This is a genomic window from Thalassospira sp. MCCC 1A03138 (genome assembly GCF_002115785.1).
Taxonomy (GTDB): Bacteria; Pseudomonadota; Alphaproteobacteria; order Rhodospirillales; family Thalassospiraceae; genus Thalassospira.
Window position 1 is genome coordinate 25521 of record NZ_JFJY01000003.1, and the last position, 17713, is coordinate 43233.

A 17713-nucleotide genomic window follows, 5' to 3' on the forward strand; every position below is an offset into this window, starting at 1 on the left:
CCGATTGCTGCATCTGATTACGGATTGTTAACGGCTGATCGCAGACAATGTTTTCCATGATGGAAAATAATGTCAAACAGGCAGTTCGAAGAATACGGACGCTGGCGCTTGTCTGTGGGACAACCGCAGCGCTTGGCGGCTGTTTGCTTAATTCCGTCCCTGTGCCAGTAGTTTACGGCGAAGGTGCGACTTACAGCCCCTATAGCATGCCCAAGCTTAAAAATGGTGAGCGGGTTATTACGGTTGAACCGGGTGATACTGTTTCGGGGCTTGCCAACCGGTATCGCACCGATTTTGGCCGCTTTACCGAGCGAAACAAATTGGCGAAGCCTTATGTGATCTATCCGGGACAGCGGCTTGTGCTGCCGCCGTGGGATCCGTCTTATGACAGTAACAGCCAGACTGCAATTGCAAGCCGGTCATCATCGACGACACCAAGTTCAACAAGCTCTGCGCCGCGTAAGACCGTTACCATCGGCGGCAAGCGCGAAGTTGTCAGTGTGCCGCTTGGTACATCTGAAACGGCGGCAGCACCCGAACGCTCGTCAACGGTTCAAACCGCGCGTATTAGCCCGAATAACGGCGGCAGTATTCCGACGCCTGGCCTGAAGCCACAGGATTTCGCCGCGCGCGCCGAACAGCGTTACGCATCTGCCAATAGCTGGAATAACGATACCCGCCAGATGCCCGAAGCAACACCGGTTGCGGGGCAAGGCAGTGCAGTTCGTAAGAATGTCGTTATTGCCGAACCCGACAATCGCAAGGGCTTTGTCTGGCCGGTTCGCGGTGACATTGTTCTTAAATACGGTGCCAGCACGGGCGGTCTTTACAATGACGGAATCAACATCAAGGCTGCGCGTGGTACGCCGATCCTTGCTGCGGACAATGGCGTTGTGACCTATGTCGGGAATGAGTTGCGCGGCTTTGGCAATCTGATCCTGATCAAGCATGCCGATGATTATGTGACAGCCTATGCCCATACGGAAAATCCGATGGTGGCACGCGGCGACGTTGTCGAGCGCGGTCAGAAGATTTCAAGTGTCGGCAGCACGGGTGCCGTTAACCAGCCGCAACTTCATTTTGAAATCCGTCGTGGACGAAAATCCACCGACCCGATGAAATACCTGCCACAGATGATGGTATCGCGATAAACAAAACGCCCGGACCTTGAGGTTCCGGGCGTTTCGTTTATACGCTGCTGTCCGGGGCAGTCAGCCAAGCTTTTTCCCCATTTCGCCGGCTAATTCCTGAATGAATTGCCATGCAACGCGGCCTGAACGACTGCCACGTGTGACCGTCCATTCCTTGGCTCGGGCACGAAGGTCTTCAATCGGAACATCAAGCTCGAATTCCTTGGCGTACCCTTCGATGATTTCAAAATAGACATCCTGTGAAATGTTGTGGAAGCCAAGCCACAGGCCGAAGCGGTCGGATAGGGATACCTTTTCCTCGACTGCCTCGGACGGATTGATCGCGGTTGATCGTTCATTTTCGATCATATCGCGCGCCATCAAATGACGACGGTTCGATGTCGCATAGAAAATCACATTGTTGGGGCGGCCTTCGATGCCGCCTTCAAGCACAGCCTTAAGCGACTTGTAGGATTCATCCTGCAAATCGAATGACAGGTCATCACAGAACAGAACCGTTTTGCGGCCGCTTTCTTCGAGAATATGCAGAAGATGGGGCAGGGTCGGGATGTCTTCGCGATGGATTTCGACCAATGCCAATGCGCCAGTTTTTTCCGTATTGATTTTGGCGTGCATCGCCTTGACGATCGAACTTTTGCCGGTGCCTCGTGCGCCCCAAAGCAACGCATTGTTGGCCGGAAGTCCATTGGTGAACCGTTTGGTATTGTTATAAAGAATCGTCTTTTGCTGTTCGATTCCCTGCAAAAGATCGATGTCAATCCGGTTCACATTGCGCACCGGTTGCAGATAACCGCTTTCGGCTTGCCAGACAAAGGCATCAGCCGCGGCAAGGTCATTGGTTTTATGCGCAGGTGGGGCCATGCGTTCCAGCGCGTCGGCAATGCGTTCAAGGGTGGGCAGCAATTGATTGAAATCGTTGGTCATTAAAGCCTCTTGGATGTTTCTTTTTATCGTGGTGGCGACGAATATGCCCAAAACGCTATCACAAGGCGGTCTGGCAATAACAGTGCCATATGATTTAGCGCGCTTTTGGTGACATGAACAGAACCACAGAATACGGGATTTAACCGATAAAAATCCTGTTCTTCCTTGCGTTGATGGGACACACCGTTATATTCCGGCAGTTGATTTGTTTTGTTGTATGGGATTAGGAGTTCCTAATGTTGATTTCGCCGGCTTTCGCGCAGGGCGCAGGTGGCGCAGGTGGTGCAGATATGCTTACCAGCTTCCTGCCGCTGATCCTGATTTTTGTTGTTTTTTATTTCCTGCTTATCCGTCCGCAGCAGAAAAAACAGAAAGAGCATAAAGCGATGCTCGCTGCTGTTCGTCGTGGTGACAAAATCGTTACCGCCGGTGGTCTGATCGGTACCGTTGCCAAGGTTATTGGTGACGATGAACTTTCGGTCGAGATTGCTGAAGGGGTCAAAGTCAAGGTTGCACGCGGCATGGTTTCGACAGTTCTGTCGAAAACCGAGCCAGCCAAAGGCGACGACAAAGACGAAGACGAAAAAGAAGCTGAAGAGACCAAAAAAGACTGATCTCTTTGATGACTTGCAAGGCGGGGCAAAATGCTCCGCCTTCTTGTTTACAGCCGGTGGCCTGCGGGGTGTAACTCTCCCGATGTTCGATAGAACCAGACCAAGGTTTTCCAGACAAATCTGGTTAAAGGACACATGCTTTATTTTACGAAATGGAAAGCAGCACTGGTTTTGCTGGTGTGCGCTTTGGGCGTTATATACGCTGCACCGAATTTCCTGCCCAAGGGCACGTTGGCGACTGAAGCCAGCTATCTTCCGGGTAAACAGATCAGCCTTGGTCTTGATCTGCGCGGCGGATCGCACATGCTGCTTGAGGTGGACATTAACAGCGTGATCCGCGAGCGTTATGAAGCGCTTGGAGATACGATCCGTTCGACACTGCGCGAGGAACGCATTCGTTACCGTCCGCGCGATGCCGGATTGGACGGCGCGGAAGTCACCATCGTCAATGCCGACGAGGTCGAAAAAGCCCGCGATCTGATCCGTGATGTCGAACCTAATACCGTCATGAGTGGTGACGGCAACAACATTATCGTTTCCTACACCGAACAGGCCCGCAAAGAGCTTGTTGATCGCGCTATCAGCCAGTCACTTGAAGTGGTGCGCCGTCGTGTTGACGAACTGGGAACGACCGAACCGTCGATCCAGCGCCAGGGTGAAGACCGTATTGTTGTTCAGGTACCTGGACTTGATGATCCATCGCGATTGCGCGCGATTCTTGGCCGTACCGCGAAAATGAACTTCCACCTCGTGAACGAGGAAAAAACAGCTTCCCAGGCGCGTGCCACCGGCATGCCGCCGGGAACCATTATTTTGCCATCGGCTGATGCCGGTGACCGTGCGGCCGGTATCAACGAATATCTGATTGACCGTCGCGTGGTTGTTTCGGGTGATAACCTTATCGATTCACAACCCACCTTTAACGACGGTCGCCCCGTTGTTTCATTCCGCTTTGACGCGGCAGGTGGTGCGCGGTTTGGCGACATGACGTCGAAAAATGCCGGTCGTCGTCTGGCGATCGTTCTGGATGGCGAAGTGATTTCAGCCCCGCGGATCAATGAACCGATCCTTGGTGGTAACGGTATCATTACCGGCCAGTTCAGTGTTCAGGAGGCCAACGATCTTTCGTTGCTGTTGCGTGCCGGTGCATTGCCCGCACCGATGCAGATCCTTGAAGAACGTTCAGTCGGCCCGGGGCTAGGACAGGATTCTGTCGAGGCCGGTGAAATTGCAGCCGTCCTTGGTCTTGTCTTCGTTATTGCCTTTATGGTGATCAGCTATGGGCGGTTCGGGATTTATGCCGATATCGCACTTCTGATGAACCTTATCCTCGTACTGGCAGTGATGTCGGTATTGCAGGCAACGCTGACACTGCCGGGTATCGCCGGTATCGTTTTGACGGTCGGTATGGCGGTTGACGCCAACGTACTGATTTTCGAACGTATCCGTGAAGAACGCAACAATGGCCGTACGATAATCAACGCAATCGATGCGGGTTATCGCAGTGCGATGTCGACCATCCTTGACGCCAACCTGACCACGCTGATTGCGGCCCTTGTGCTTTTCAGCTTTGGTTCCGGGCCGATCAAGGGCTTTGCCGTCACGCTTGCCATCGGCATTATCACGTCGATGTTCTCGGCAATCTGGGTGACCCGACTGTTGATTTCGGTGTGGGTTAAACGCCGTCGTCCGACGGAACTGGTACTTTGAGGAAGGGAGCAGGAAAATTATGAAACCATTGCATCTTGTTCCGGATGATGTGAACGTCCCGTTCCTCAAATTCCGGAAAATCTTTTATATTGTCTCGCTGGTCATGGTGCTGGCATCTGTCGGCTTGTTTGTAACCAAGGGGCTGAATTTCGGGATCGATTTCCGGGGTGGCATTCTCCTTGAAATCAAAACCGACGGCCCGGCCGATATCAGCGCGCTGCGTGATAATCTTGGTTCTCTTGGACTGGGGGATGTATCAATTCAGGAATTCGGCGAACCCGATGATGTCCTGATCCAGTTGCAGCGCCAGGACGGTGATGAAAAAGCCCAGATGGCAGCACTTGCCACAGTGACCAAGGCACTTGGTGACAATGTGACCATTCGCCGTAGCGAACTGGTCGGCCCGAAGGTCGGTGACGAGCTGAAGGAAGCCGGAGTCTATTCGGTTGCCATCTCTCTTTTGCTGATCATGGTCTATATCTGGTTCCGGTTCGAATGGCAGTTTGCCGTGGCATCGGTTGTGGCACTTCTGCATGATGTTCTGATTACCATCGGTTTCTTTGTGATCACCGGTGTTCAGTTCGATCTGGCGACGCTTGCTGCGGTTCTGACCGTTGCCGGTTATTCGATCAACGATACGGTGGTTGTATTTGACCGTATTCGCGAATATCTGCGCAAATTCCGCAAGATGGAAATACCCGATCTTCTTGATCTGTCGATCAATTCGACCCTGTCACGTACGACCATGACATCATTTACCACCTTGCTGGCGCTGATTGCGTTGTTCGTATTTGGTGGTGAGGCGATCCGTGGTTTCACGATGGCGCTGATTTTCGGCATTGTCATCGGGACTTATTCGTCAATCTGTGTGGCGTCTCCGTTGCTGATGGTTCTGCGGCTTAACCGCAAGATTCCCGAAGGCGAAGAGACCCAGAAGGCCGGTGCCTGATTCCTCAGCCGCACGACATGGATTTACAGAAAGGTCGGGTTTGTGCGAAAACAACCCGGCCTTTTCCTTTGGTGCGCAGTGGGTATGACCTTTGCGAACTGATTAAACCATTTTTAAAACTGGTTCTTGCCTGTGGCGCTTAATATGGACGCAAGTGATGGTCATCGGGCAAACTTGCTCGGTAGTCTGTGGATGATGGCGGCAATGGCCGCATTCGCCGTTGAAGACGCATTTGTGAAGGCCGTTTCGGCGACGCATCCAGTGGGACAGGTTTTGATCCTGTTTGGTGTCGGAGGGGCGGTTTTGTTTGCCTCGATTGCCAAAGCCCAGAATAAGCGACTGCTTGACCCGGCGGTTCTGTCGCGTCCGATGTGTGTAAGGATCGTGTTCGAGGTCATCGGGCGACTGTTTTATGTGCTTGCGCTTGCTTTAACACCTTTGTCTTCGACCACGGCCATTTTACAGGCAACGCCGCTTATTGTGGTTCTTGGTGCGGCGCTCATTTTTGGTGAAAAAGTGGGATGGCGCAGATGGTTGGCAATTTTTGTTGGTCTGATCGGTGTTTTGATCATTCTTCGTCCGAGCGCGGATGGCTTTTCAGCCCTGTCGTTGCTGGCGGTGATCGGAACAATCGGTTTTGCCGGTCGTGATCTAGCCAGCCGGGCAGCCCCGATATCATTGGGGACGTCTATTCTGGGATTCTATGGTTTTATTGCCATTATTATTGCCGGTATACTGTTTTCGGTTTGGGAAGGCACAGCATTTACGCTACCCGACGGCCAAAGCCTTTTCTATTTTTCCGGTGCGGTCCTGATGGGGATTTCTGCTTATGCCGCCCTGATGAAAGCGATGCGCAGCGGTGATGTTTCGTCGGTTACACCGTTCAGGTATACTCGGTTGTTGTTCGGTATTGCCTTGGGCGTGTTCCTGTTTGGTGAGGAACTCGACATGCCCATGTTGATCGGGTGTAGTATCGTTGTTGTTTCCGGGTTGTTTATTTTGTGGCGCGGGAAAAAAGCAAAGGCACCTGCGGCTGCGTCTTGAGGCAGACAACGCCGGAAGAAGTTTTCAAGGTTGCGTCAAAAGGGAATGATATGTCTTTGGAAGTAAGTCCGCTGATCGCAGAAGGCCGAAAGATCGTTACCAGCTATGGGGACGGCCTGTTTCGTTTTGGCGAAGAAGTTGTCATCGGTTCGGTTTTGCTGTTTCCCAAGAATGTCTATTCCTGGCCTTATGATAGTATTGATCAGGTTGATGTCGATGCATTTGGTCGGGTGATTAAAGCATCCGACGAGATCGATATACTGCTCCTGGGAATGGGAAGTGGCATGAAACCATTGCCTGCTGAATGGCGCATTGCTCTTCGCAAGCATGGCATTGTCGTCGAGCCGATGGATACCGGTGCTGCGTGTCGCACCTATAATGTTCTGGTATCGGAAGCCCGTCGGGTTGCCGCAGCTCTGATTTCGGTTTGACCCGTCTTATAAGTCGCGCAGTTTCAGATATTCATGCAACTGCGTGCGGACCTTCATCACACTTGCGATAACCGCTGCCGGTCCGGGCGGATAATCCGGCGGAAAGGCATCACCGCATAAAAACAGGTTCCTCCATGGTGGCGTGATCCGATGGCGAAGTGCTGCAACCCCTGGACTGAGTTCCGGAAAAGGGGCTTCACAGTCAACATAACTGAAAGCCGGATGCTCATCGCCGGTTTCAATTTTTGTCCGTTGCGACAGATCAAGATTTAAATGCTGATCGCAAAGCTCTGTGACGCGCTGCCAGATCGTTGCTGCCAACTGAACCGCTGTGCCGTCGCTTGGCAGAATCAGACTGCTGTTCATGCTGACCTGTATGTGACGACGGTTGCAATAAATCGCACGTACCAGATCATCATCAGCCAAGACACAGCATGGTTCGGCAAAGCTTTTGCTGGCCTGAAACACAAAAGTTCGTCGATGCGCCGGGGCTGGCGGAATGCCGATATCAGGTACCGCATCGCAAAGTGGCCTTGGATGAAGTGCAAGCACCACGGCATCTTGCGGGCGCACCTCGATCTGATCATCGCCGAAAAACAGGTCGGTGGCGAAATCCGTCGTACTGTCGATATCACCAAGTTCCATACCGCTTATGATGTCGCCGCCCGCTGCGATAAAATGATCGCGCATCGTGGGCAACGCAATATCGTTCAGAATGATTGGGTCAATCGCCGCGAAGGCGTGGCTTGCATTATGGCGGCGTATTTCACGCAATGTCGGCATTAAAACGCGCCCCAGCAAAGCGGCCGAGCAATTGTGGGCTGGCATTGAAAACAGCACCTCGGCCAGTGTCGCAAGTGCATCCTGATGATAGGTTGCTGTCGGTGTTTCCATATCTTCACCCAAATCAGCAGCGACCCGTATTCGTTGACTGACACGCCGGTCTTCACTGGCGTAACGGGAGAACCATAAATTCCATGCCGTAAACAGCCGTGCGAAAATTGTCGGGCGACGTGCAATCAAAGCCGCGGCAATGCCGTGATCAAGATCAATGATGGCGGGGCTTCGTCCGGGATGTTTAAGGCCGATAACCGCATGGGCCGGTCGGATCAGTTTTCGCGGAATTTCCGGCCATTGCGAGAAAAAATGCCGAACCAGATCCTCGGGATCATAGAAAATTTCGGGTTCTGCAACCTTGTGGTTTTTGGGGGAAGTTTTCATGCCGCGTGTCCAGCGGCTGGCGAAAGGTTCGCCTGAATCGTACAACGTTACGGATACACCATCCTGCGCCATTTGCGTTGCAAGTGCTGAACCAGCAAGTCCGGCGCCAATGACATGAAGTCTTGGTGCAGCAAAGGATGCCATATGCCTGTCCTGTTTTAGTTGTTATACAGGGGCCGCAAGAAACAATCCGTAGCGGTAACCGTTAAGTCATTGTTTGATTTAAAACCTTAACAGCAGATTACATGTGAAGTCATGGACGAAATTACATCCGAAATTGATAGCCTGAACAGCGAAGTCATCGATCAGATGACCAATTGGGTCGAGATGCTGGGCGGCGGAGAAATCGGCAAATATGTCGTAGCAGGGGCGGTACTGCTGTTTGTGTTCGTCCTGAAACGTGTTCTCGCACTTGGTGTCATTGGTAGCCTGCGCAAGCTGGCGCATCAGCACAAACATAGTACTGCCGCCCATGTTCTGGACGCCTTCGAGGCACCGATTCAGCTTCTGGTGATTCTGGGGGGCGTGTATTTTGCGATCGAGATTCTTGATCTTCCGGAAAACTTTGACGCCGTTCTGTTTGAGTTGATTGGCATTTTTGCAACCTTCTCGGTCTTCTGGGCGCTATTCAGGTCGATTGAACCGCTGGCAATGTCATTTAACAATCTGGCCTGGCGTTTTGGGGGTGGTCTTGGTGATGATTTGCGACAGTTCTTTATTCGGGCGGTCAAGACGCTGATTGTTGTGATCGGCGTTGTCGTTCTGTTGGAAAACTGGGGCATTGATGTTTCTGCATTTCTGGGCGGTCTTGGTCTTGCCGGTATGGCCGTGGCATTGGCCGCAAAGGATTCAGTCGCCAATGTTTTCGGCGGCCTGACCATTCTGGCAGATAACCTTTACAAGCGGGGCGACTGGATAGAAACACCACAGCTAGAAGGAACGGTCGAGGTCGTCGGCCTTCGCGCGACCAAGGTACGCACGTTTGCCAAGGCCTTGGTGACGATGCCCAATGCGCAAATCGTCGATTCCCCTGTAATCAACTGGTCCCGCATGACCCATCGCCGCATCAAGATGGTGATTGGGGTCGAATATCGCACCACAGCCGATCAGATTGAAAAGATCGTCGAGGATATCCGAGCTTTCTTGAAAAACGATGATGATGTCGCGCAAACCGATGTGGCGCAGATGGTGCATTTGTCTGATTTCGGGGCAAGTTCGATCAATATCGATCTGTATTACTTTACGACCACGACCGACTGGGTGACATGGCGCGATATCCGCAACCGGCATATCATTGCATTCAAACGTATTGTCGAGGATAACGATGCGGCGTTTGCCTTCCCGTCGCAGTCGCTTTATGTCGAAACCCTGCCGGAAAAAATGACCGATAACACAAATGATGATCGCGCAGAAACATCGCGCGAGATCGGATAACGTGCGATGATTGACACGCCAAAACTTTCCTATTGTGCCGATTACGTGCGTCGAAATGACAAGGATCGGTTTTTATGTTCGCTTTTCGCAAGTCCGGACAAACGTGAAAGCCTTTTCACGCTTTATGCCTTTAATCAGGAAGTATCGAAAACGCGCGAAATGGTTAGCGACACCATGCTGGGCCATATCCGGTTGCAATGGTGGCGTGACACCCTTGCCGAGATTGAGCAGGGTAAAATCCGCAAGCATGAAGTTGTTGAACCTCTCTCTGTCGTGATCCAGTCCGGGCGGCTTGATGCGCGTAATCTGGAAACCCTGATAGCTGCGCGTGAATTTGACCTTGCCGATAAGGCGCCGGCAAATCAGGCTGAACTCGATCACTATATCGATCAGACGTCCGGGCATCTGGCGGTGATGGCGACCGAACTGCTTGGTGTGGATGATGCTGATGCCAGACACGCCGCCCGACTGGCCGGGAATGCATATGGTTTGGTGGGAATTCTGCGCGCGATGGTTTTCCATGGCCGGGCAAAACGGCTTTACCTGCCTCATGATCGGATGGAACATTATGGGGTCGGGCAGGGAGACATTTTTGAATTCCGTAAAACAGATACAGTCAAATCACTGACGCGCGAGATTGCCGAACTGGCGCAAAACCGGATCAGGGAAGCCAGAAAGTATCGTAAATATCTGCCGTCAAATGCATTGGCCGCGGCATTGCCTGTGGTGCTGGCTGATGGTTATTTACGCAAGCTTGAAAAGGCCGATTTTGATCCATTCAGTGCCGAGTTCGGTCTTGCCCGCCCGGCCAGTTTCCGGCTGACGGTAAAGGCATTTTTAAATCGATACTGATCACCAAGCTGGATATTGGCGAAATCTCATCTAAATAGATGTAATGGATACAATATTTTCGTAAAGTCTTGTGGTAGCGTTATTTGACGTTGGGGGCCTGATGGCAAACGGGGCGGACGAAATGAACATAACGAGGTCCAACATGATGAATTTGCATGCGCCGATCAAAGCTTTGGGGCTGTTTGGCATGCTTTTGATCATGTGGCTTGTTGTGCCAGCGCCTTGTCATGCGGGAAATATCGGCCCGTTTGTTGGCGAGTATCACGGGACATCGATCTATAACGCCGAGGAAGAACTTAAAGAGCGCGATCTTGACGTGAAGATCATGGAAACCGGTCGTGGCTTTACCATTGATTGGTCAACGGTAATTCACAAGGCTGATGGTCGCGAAAAAAATGTATCGCTGAGTATCGAGTTCTATACCACGGATCGGCCCGACATTTACGGAAGTGCGATGCGCACAGGCCTGTTTGGCAAACGTGTTCCCAATGACCCGTTGCAGGGTGAACCGTTTGTCTGGGCGCGTATCGTCGGAAAAACCCTGACCGTTCATGCGCTTTACATCACGGATGACGGTGGTTACGAAATGCAGGTCTATGAACGCAGCCTGGATGCAGATGGCAATATGGATCTCGTGTTCAAACGGTTCCGAAATGGCGAACCTATCCGCGATGTCACCGGAAAGCTCAAACGCCAGAGCAAATATTGAAATTTAAAAGGCCACATCGGATGATGCGGCCTTTGTTTCATGCGGCGTTGATGTCTGAAAGCCATGCGTCAAACAAGGGAATAGCGCGGTCGCTATAAAGCTTCTTGCGGTCGCGGCCTTTCACCCGTTTGGTCAGTTCAAGTTCCGGGAAAAGCCCGAAATTGACATTCATCGGTTGGAAGGTGCTTTCGTCAGCACCGCCGGTGATGTGGTTTAAAAGGGCTCCCATGGCGGTTGCAAGCGGCGGTGTCGGGATTGTTTTGCCTTGCTTTTCAGCCGCAGCAAAATGCCCAACCATCAGGCCTACAGCGGCACTTTCCACATATCCCTCACAGCCGGTGATCTGCCCGGCAAATCGGATATCGGTCCGGGCTTTCAAACGAAGCGTGGCATCCAGAAGACGTGGAGAATTCAGGAAGGTGTTGCGATGAATACCGCCTAGACGGGCGAATTCGGCATTTTCAAGCCCCGGGATCATGCGGAAGACGTCTGCCTGCGCACCGTATTTCAGTTTTGTCTGGAAACCGACCATGTTGTATAGCGTGCCCAAAGCATTGTCCTGGCGCAGTTGCACGATGGCGCGTGGCTTACGGGTCGGATCATGCGGATTGGTCAGACCAACCGGTTTCATCGGGCCGTGACGAAGGGTTTCGCGGCCACGTTCAGCCATGACTTCAATCGGCAGGCAACCATCGAAATAGGGAGTATCTTTTTCCCATTCCTTGAATTCGGTTTTATCACCTTCGATCAGGGCGTCGATGAAGGCGTTGTATTGCTCTTCATTCATCGGGCAATTGATATAGTCCTTGCCATCGCCCTTATCATAACGCGACTGGAACCATGCCTTGGAAAAATCGATGCTTTCCTTATAGACGATCGGGGCAATCGCATCGAAGAAGGCAAGGCTTTCCTCGCCGGTTACCTTGCGAATGTCTTCGGCCATTGCGCTTGAGGTCAGCGGGCCGGTTGCAATGATCGTGCTTTCCCATTCGACCGGCGGCAGGCCATCAACTTCGCCGCGTTCCATGGTGACCAACGGATGGTTCATCAGTGCATCACTAACTGCCTGCGAGAAACCTTCGCGGTCAACCGCAAGAGCGGCACCGGCGGGAACCTTGTGCGCGTCCGCACAGCGAATGATCAGTGACCCGGCACGGCGCATTTCATCATGGATCAGGCCGACCGCGTTATATTCCTTGTCGTCAGACCGGAACGAGTTGGAACAGACCAGTTCGGCACATTTGTCAGTGTGATGTGCGTCGGTCGGGCGGGTCGGGCGCATTTCGTGCAGTATAACCGGAATGCCGGCCTCTGCCAGTTGCCATGCGGCTTCGCTACCGGCAAGACCGGCGCCGATGATATGAACAGGTTTGACCGTGCTCACGGTTGCGAACTCCTCAGCAAAAACAGAATTAAACTTTCTGGCACACACATAGCGGTGCAGGAGGCCTGATTTCAAGTGAATTGCGCCATTTCGCTGCTGCATATCACTTATGTGACCGTAAATTATTCACAAACCACCTGTTGCTGCGTCGCTGATACCAGACACATCCATCACAAGGACGGCATCATGAGCTATCCGCATCGACCCTATGGTTACGATCCGGCCCATTGCCCTGTGATGGGGCTTGTTCCAATCCGGCGATCCAGACAGAGCACGACGATTGATTGTTTGCCTGATGGAAATGGCGGTGATGGTGCGACAGACGGAGATGATAATACATCAGCGCGCAAAACTGCCGCCTCTACCATCGGACGGATTGCCTTTCCATTTGGTGATATCGGCGCCAACAAGTTTGGCAGCAGTGATGTTGAAAACATGATTGATTATGTTGTCGCCACCCGTCAGGGATGGCGCGCATCGCTTGTCATGCGGTCGTTTTTGCGCTGGTGGCGCAAGGATGAAGGGCTCGATGCCGATGCCCAAATGCGCAAAACGTCAGATGCTATCGTCATGTTGCTGGCGCTCAATCAAGGGCGGGACGGATTTGTGCATGGTTATCTGTCTGATCTGGCGGGCGGGCGCGATCAGCTTGATAACACACAGCGGGCTTTTTTCCGTTCGCTTCGGGTGGCAGCAATTGCGCTGGCGCTTTCGCCGATATTGCTGGTCGTGTCGGTGATACTGTTTTTGCACGTCGACCAGATCGTCAGCGCCGGGCATGGCAAACTGTTCGGGTTCAGTTATGACTTGTTGTTCTTTGTCGGCAGTTTCGGTGCGATCGGGGCACTGGTCAGCATGATGATGCGGTTGGGTAAGGATGTCGACTGGGCGGAAATGGAACCGGCGTCGGTCTTTTTCAATTTTCTGTTTCGACCCTGCCTTGGTTTTTGCTTCGCCCTGATCGTGTTGCTGGCACTGCGTGCCGGTATTCTACCGATCCCGCTGGATCAGTTGCACAATATTTCCGACATGGATCAGATAGGAACGATTCCTGGTGCCGGGCAACAGATTTCCATCGTGCTGGTGCTGGCATTCCTGTCAGGCTTTAGCGAACGGCTAAGCTCTGCTCTTGTCAAACGGGTTGAAGATCGGGTCGAAGCGGGCTAGGTGCCCGCTTCGCTTTACGGCATTACTTCAGGCCGAGATGGCGTTTAAGGTATTTACCGGTATAGCTTTCCTCGTTGGCCATGATGGCCTCTGGTGTGCCGCAACCAACCAGATTGCCGCCGCCATCACCACCCTCGGGACCGATATCAATGATCCAGTCGGCAGTTTTTATGACATCAAGGTTATGTTCGATCACAACCACCGTGTTGCCCTGATCGACAATGGTGTGCAGCACTTCCAGAAGCTTGCGGATATCATGGAAATGAAGCCCGGTGGTGGGTTCATCAAGGATGTATAGCGTGCGGCCAGTGGCCCGCTTTGACAGTTCCTTCGCCAGCTTCACGCGTTGCGCTTCGCCACCCGAAAGGGTTGTTGCCTGCTGACCGAGATGGATGTAGCTCAACCCGACCTGCTTTAAGGTTTCCATCTTGTCGCGAATGGACGGAACGGCCTTGAAGAAATCGGCACCTTCTTCGACTGTCATATCAAGAATGTCAGATATCGATTTGCCTTTAAATGATATTTCCAGCGTTTCGCGGTTGTATCGCTTACCCTTGCACTGATCACAGGTAACGTAAACATCAGGCAGGAAGTGCATTTCGATCTTGATTACACCATCGCCCTGACAGGCTTCACAACGCCCGCCCTTGACGTTGAACGAGAAACGGCCGGGCTTGTAACCGCGTGTTTTGGCCTCGGGCAGTTGTGCGAACCAGTCACGGATCGGGGTGAAGGCCCCGGTATAGGTCACGGGGTTGGAACGTGGGGTGCGGCCAATCGGGCTTTGGTCGATATCGATGATTTTGTCGATATGTTCGATGCCGGTGATGGTGTCATGGGCACCGGGATGATTGCGCGCATTATGCATCCGCTTGGCAAGCGCCTTATACAGCGTCTCAATAACAAGGCTGGACTTGCCACCACCCGAAACACCAGTAACGCAGATAAATTTGCCAAGCGGGAACTCGGCATCAACATTTTGCAGGTTGTTGGCGCGTGCGCCGCTGATTGCAATCGACTTGCCATTGCCTTTGCGGCGTTCCTTGGGGACGGCGATCTGTTCGACCCCAACAAGATACTTGCCGGTCAGGCTGTCCGGGTTCTGCTGGATCTGTTCAGGTGTTCCTTCGGCAACAATCCGTCCGCCATGGATCCCGGCACCTGGACCCATATCGACGACATAATCGGCGGCACGAATGGCGTCTTCGTCATGTTCGACAACCAGGACGGTATTGCCCAGATCGCGAAGACGTTTCAGGGTATCAAGCAACCGATCATTGTCGCGCTGATGCAGGCCGATGGATGGTTCATCCAGAACATAAAGGACACCGGTCAGGCCCGACCCGATCTGTGACGCCAGTCTGATACGCTGGCTTTCGCCGCCCGAGAGGGTGCCAGATGTACGCGACATCGACAGGTAATCCAGCCCAACATCCCGCAGGAAACGCAGGCGATCATTGATTTCACGCAGGATGCGTCGCGCGATTTCGGTTTCTTTTTCGTTCAGTTTGCCTTCAAGCGCCTGGAACCAGTCGGCGGCCTTGCCAATCGAAAGATCGGTGATCTCCGAAATCGTGGATTTGTCGATCTTCACGGCCAGCGCTTCGGGTTTCAGGCGATGGCCTTCGCAGGTCGGACAGCTTGAAACCGTCTGGTATTTCGACAGTTCGTCGCGTGCCCACTGGCTATCGGTTTCGCGCCAGCGGCGCGACATGTTGGGAATGACACCTTCGAACGGGCGGGAAACCTTGTAGCTGCGCGAACCGTCATCATAGGTCACCGTGACGTCTTTATCACCCGAACCATACAGGATGATGTCCTGTGCTGTTTTCGGAAGCTTTTCCCATGCGACATTGGTTTTGAAGCCGAAATGCTTGGCTACTGCCCGAAGGGTTTGAAGATAATATTTCGACGTGGTGCTGGCCCACGGAGCAACAGCGCCGTCGTCAAGGCTCTTACCTTCATCGGGGACGACCAGTTCCGGGTCAAATTCCATCTGGGTGCCAAGACCATCGCAAGCCGGGCAGGCGCCAAACGGATTGTTGAACGAAAACAGGCGCGGTTCGATTTCCTCAATCGTAAAGCCGGAAACCGGGCAGGCGAACTTTGCCGAGAACACGGTTGTTTCACCTGTTTTGGCATCTTCGGTCAGAACGATACCGTCTGTCAGTTCAAGGGCGGTTTCAAAACTGTCTGCAAGGCGAGTTGCTATCCCTTCCTTGACTATCAGACGGTCAACAACGACCGAGATATCGTGCTTGAGTTTTTTGTTCAGCTCCGGCGCTTCGTCGATGTCATACATTTCGCCATCGATCTTGACGCGTTGGAAGCCGCGCGTGCGCAGATCACGCAGTTCCTTTTTGTATTCGCCCTTACGTCCCCGAACGAATGGTGCCAACAGATAAAGCCGCGTGCCTTCGGGCATTTCCATAACGCGGTCAACCATCTGTGATATGGTCTGACTGACAATCGGAAGACCGGTTGCCGGGGAATAGGGAATGCCGACGCGCGCCCAAAGAAGACGCATATAATCATAAATCTCGGTAACCGTTCCCACGGTCGAGCGCGGGTTGCGCGATGTGGTTTTCTGTTCGATGGAAATGGCAGGAGACAGGCCGTCGATATATTCAACATCGGGCTTCTGCATCAGTTCAAGGAACTGGCGCGCATATGCTGACAGGCTTTCGACATAACGACGCTGTCCTTCGGCATAAATCGTATCGAACGCCAGCGAACTTTTGCCCGACCCAGACAGACCGGTGATTACCACCAGAGCATCGCGGGGCAGTTCAACATCGATATTTTGCAGGTTATGTTCTTTCGCACCGCGAACCGAAATTTTCGTCAGCATGTCGGGCCTTTTGTTCCTGTAATGTTCGGAAAAGGTATAGAGGAGCCAAACCTGATACGCAAGCGCACCCCTGACAGTTCCTGTCAGTATCTGTCAGGAGTAGTCTGTTTTTGGCGCAGCGCAAGACAATGCACGAAAAAACCCGCCGGAAAAACCGGCGGGTTGAACATGCTTTTGCAATCCTAAAGGGTCACCCTTTGGTAACCGACCGGCCGGTTGCCCCAAGATCCTTGAAAGCTTCTTCGAGGCGGGCTGCCATCGAAAGTTCGGCTTCGCGGACCCAGACGCGCGGATCGTACTGTTTTTTGTAGGGCTGATCGGTTTCCGGATCGACCTGATACTTGAACGCACGTGCGTTGGCTTCGACATATTCACCAACCGGGCGCGAATAGGCGAACTGGGTATCGGTATCGATATTCATCTTGAAGACGCCATAACCGACAGCTTCTTCGATTTTTTCTTTTTCCGAACCCGAACCGCCATGGAACACGAAGTCTAGCGGACGGTCGCCAAGGTTATGCTTTTCCGAAACATATTTCTGGGATTCCAGAAGGATTTCCGGACGAAGCTTGACGTTACCCGGTTTATAAACACCATGAACGTTGCCGAATGCCGCCGCGACCGAGAAATGGCCAAGCGGAGCAAGGCGACGGTATGCTTCTTCGACTTCTTCTGGGCGGGTGTAAAGACGTGGATCAATTTCCTCGACACTAGTATCAAGGTCATGGCCGATACCGTCTTCTTCGCCGCCGGTCACGCCCAGTTCAATCTCCAGGCTCATTTCGATCCGGGACATGCGTTTAAGGAAGTCTTCGCAGGTCGACAGGTTATCTTCGAGCGGTTCCTCGGAAAGATCCAGCATATGAGAGCTGTAAAGCGCCTTGCCGGTTTCAGCATAGGCCTTTTCGCTCCATTTCAGCATTTCATCAACCCACGGAACGAATTTCCGGTTTGCATGGTCGGTATGCATGACGACAGCAACACCATAATATTCAGCCATCAGCTGGGCATGGCGTGCTGCCGATATAGCGCCCACGACACGGGCTGCTGCAGCGTCCTTGATGCCCTTGCCGGCAAAGAACTGTGCACCGCCATTCGAAAGCTGAATGATGATGTCAGAACCGGCATTTGCAGCGGCTTCAAGGGCGGCATTCATCGTGCTGGACGATGTGATATTGACGGCGGGAAGGGCATAACCGTCCTGCTTGCAGGCAGCGACAAGGTCACGATAGGCAGAACCGGTAACAACACCGGGTTTAACGGAAGGCATGT

At 52.8% G+C, this 17713-nt stretch carries 15 protein-coding genes; 10 read left to right on the forward strand and 5 right to left on the reverse strand.

Annotation, left to right across the window (positions count from 1 at the left end):
* The first annotated feature begins 56 nt into the window (after positions 1 to 56).
* Entirely contained in the window at positions 57 to 1151 is a 1095-nt protein-coding gene (locus TH468_RS07910) for a peptidoglycan DD-metalloendopeptidase family protein (RefSeq protein ID WP_246832259.1), read from the forward strand.
* Between the two features lie 60 nt (positions 1152 to 1211).
* On the opposite strand, the gene TH468_RS07915 is transcribed toward TH468_RS07910, so the two are convergent.
* Entirely contained in the window at positions 1212 to 2075 is an 864-nt protein-coding gene (locus TH468_RS07915; RefSeq protein ID WP_085643099.1) for an ATP-binding protein, read from the reverse strand.
* Positions 2076 to 2311: 236 nt separating this feature from the next.
* On the opposite strand from TH468_RS07915, the gene yajC reads away from it, so the two are divergent.
* From yajC to TH468_RS07940, 5 genes are all read left to right on the forward strand, one after another.
* Complete coding sequence (yajC, locus tag TH468_RS07920) at positions 2312 to 2689, forward strand: preprotein translocase subunit YajC (protein ID WP_007089625.1); 378 nt, start codon at positions 2312 to 2314, stop codon at positions 2687 to 2689.
* 135 nt (positions 2690 to 2824) lie between these two features.
* A complete protein-coding gene (gene secD / locus TH468_RS07925) occupies positions 2825 to 4399 on the forward strand; it encodes a protein translocase subunit SecD (protein WP_007089624.1) in 1575 nt (524 codons plus the stop codon).
* Between the two features lie 19 nt (positions 4400 to 4418).
* On the forward strand, positions 4419 to 5348 hold the full coding sequence (secF, locus tag TH468_RS07930; RefSeq protein ID WP_085643101.1) for a protein translocase subunit SecF: 930 nt from the start codon (positions 4419 to 4421) through the stop codon (positions 5346 to 5348).
* Between the two features lie 144 nt (positions 5349 to 5492).
* Positions 5493 to 6392: a DMT family transporter gene (locus TH468_RS07935; protein ID WP_256376254.1), complete on the forward strand. Its 900-nt coding sequence runs from the start codon at positions 5493 to 5495 to the stop codon at positions 6390 to 6392.
* 50 nt (positions 6393 to 6442) lie between these two features.
* Positions 6443 to 6823, forward strand: coding sequence for an Mth938-like domain-containing protein (locus TH468_RS07940; RefSeq protein WP_085643103.1), 381 nt, complete (start codon positions 6443 to 6445; stop codon positions 6821 to 6823).
* 6 nt (positions 6824 to 6829) lie between these two features.
* Here the strand turns inward: TH468_RS07940 and TH468_RS07945 are convergent, their stop codons facing one another.
* Positions 6830 to 8188 (reverse strand): NAD(P)-binding protein, encoded by a 1359-nt coding sequence (locus tag TH468_RS07945; RefSeq protein ID WP_085643105.1) that lies wholly within the window; start codon positions 8186 to 8188, stop codon positions 6830 to 6832.
* Between the two features lie 111 nt (positions 8189 to 8299).
* On the opposite strand from TH468_RS07945, the gene TH468_RS07950 reads away from it, so the two are divergent.
* From TH468_RS07950 to TH468_RS07960, 3 genes are all read left to right on the forward strand, one after another.
* Positions 8300 to 9478, forward strand: coding sequence for a mechanosensitive ion channel family protein (locus TH468_RS07950; RefSeq protein ID WP_085643107.1), 1179 nt, complete (start codon positions 8300 to 8302; stop codon positions 9476 to 9478).
* A 6-nt stretch (positions 9479 to 9484) separates the two neighbouring features.
* A complete protein-coding gene (locus TH468_RS07955) occupies positions 9485 to 10330 on the forward strand; it encodes a phytoene/squalene synthase family protein (RefSeq protein WP_085643109.1) in 846 nt (281 codons plus the stop codon).
* A 142-nt stretch (positions 10331 to 10472) separates the two neighbouring features.
* Positions 10473 to 11039 carry a hypothetical protein gene (locus TH468_RS07960; RefSeq protein ID WP_085643623.1) on the forward strand — a complete coding sequence of 189 codons (567 nt, stop codon included), beginning with the start codon at positions 10473 to 10475 and terminating at the stop codon, positions 11037 to 11039.
* A gap of 37 nt (positions 11040 to 11076) precedes the next feature.
* Here the strand turns inward: TH468_RS07960 and trmFO are convergent, their stop codons facing one another.
* On the reverse strand, positions 11077 to 12423 hold the full coding sequence (trmFO, locus tag TH468_RS07965; protein WP_085643110.1) for a methylenetetrahydrofolate--tRNA-(uracil(54)-C(5))-methyltransferase (FADH(2)-oxidizing) TrmFO: 1347 nt from the start codon (positions 12421 to 12423) through the stop codon (positions 11077 to 11079).
* Positions 12424 to 12609: 186 nt separating this feature from the next.
* Between trmFO and TH468_RS07970 the strand changes: the two genes are divergently transcribed.
* Positions 12610 to 13590 carry a hypothetical protein gene (locus TH468_RS07970; RefSeq protein WP_246832261.1) on the forward strand — a complete coding sequence of 327 codons (981 nt, stop codon included), beginning with the start codon at positions 12610 to 12612 and terminating at the stop codon, positions 13588 to 13590.
* Between the two features lie 22 nt (positions 13591 to 13612).
* Here TH468_RS07970 and uvrA read toward each other — a convergent pair whose 3' ends face one another.
* Together uvrA and fbaA are read right to left on the reverse strand one after the other, a co-directional pair.
* Positions 13613 to 16441, reverse strand: coding sequence for an excinuclease ABC subunit UvrA (gene uvrA, locus TH468_RS07975; RefSeq protein ID WP_085643114.1), 2829 nt, complete (start codon positions 16439 to 16441; stop codon positions 13613 to 13615).
* A 190-nt stretch (positions 16442 to 16631) separates the two neighbouring features.
* Positions 16632 to 17711, reverse strand: a complete 1080-nt coding sequence (gene fbaA, locus TH468_RS07980; protein ID WP_085643116.1) for a class II fructose-bisphosphate aldolase — start codon at positions 17709 to 17711, stop codon at positions 16632 to 16634.
* Positions 17712 to 17713: the final 2 nt, after the last annotated feature.

Excerpts from the sequence above, each read along its gene's own strand:
- TH468_RS07940 (WP_085643103.1), top strand. The coding sequence starts at position 6,443 with ATGTCTTTGGAAGTAAGTCCGCTGATCGCAGAAGGCCGAAAGATCGTT.
- TH468_RS07955 (WP_085643109.1), top strand. The coding sequence starts at position 9,485 with ATGATTGACACGCCAAAACTTTCCTATTGTGCCGATTACGTGCGTCGA.
- TH468_RS07945 (WP_085643105.1), bottom strand. The coding sequence starts at position 8,188 with ATGGCATCCTTTGCTGCACCAAGACTTCATGTCATTGGCGCCGGACTT.
- secF (WP_085643101.1), top strand. The coding sequence starts at position 4,419 with ATGAAACCATTGCATCTTGTTCCGGATGATGTGAACGTCCCGTTCCTC.
- TH468_RS07960 (WP_085643623.1), top strand. The coding sequence starts at position 10,473 with ATGATGAATTTGCATGCGCCGATCAAAGCTTTGGGGCTGTTTGGCATG.
- TH468_RS07910 (WP_246832259.1), top strand. The coding sequence starts at position 57 with ATGATGGAAAATAATGTCAAACAGGCAGTTCGAAGAATACGGACGCTG.
- TH468_RS07915 (WP_085643099.1), bottom strand. The coding sequence starts at position 2,075 with ATGACCAACGATTTCAATCAATTGCTGCCCACCCTTGAACGCATTGCC.
- uvrA (WP_085643114.1), bottom strand. The coding sequence starts at position 16,441 with ATGCTGACGAAAATTTCGGTTCGCGGTGCGAAAGAACATAACCTGCAA.
- TH468_RS07935 (WP_256376254.1), top strand. The coding sequence starts at position 5,493 with ATGGACGCAAGTGATGGTCATCGGGCAAACTTGCTCGGTAGTCTGTGG.
- secD (WP_007089624.1), top strand. The coding sequence starts at position 2,825 with ATGCTTTATTTTACGAAATGGAAAGCAGCACTGGTTTTGCTGGTGTGC.
- TH468_RS07950 (WP_085643107.1), top strand. The coding sequence starts at position 8,300 with ATGGACGAAATTACATCCGAAATTGATAGCCTGAACAGCGAAGTCATC.
- yajC (WP_007089625.1), top strand. The coding sequence starts at position 2,312 with ATGTTGATTTCGCCGGCTTTCGCGCAGGGCGCAGGTGGCGCAGGTGGT.
- TH468_RS07970 (WP_246832261.1), top strand. The coding sequence starts at position 12,610 with ATGAGCTATCCGCATCGACCCTATGGTTACGATCCGGCCCATTGCCCT.
- fbaA (WP_085643116.1), bottom strand. The coding sequence starts at position 17,711 with ATGCCTTCCGTTAAACCCGGTGTTGTTACCGGTTCTGCCTATCGTGAC.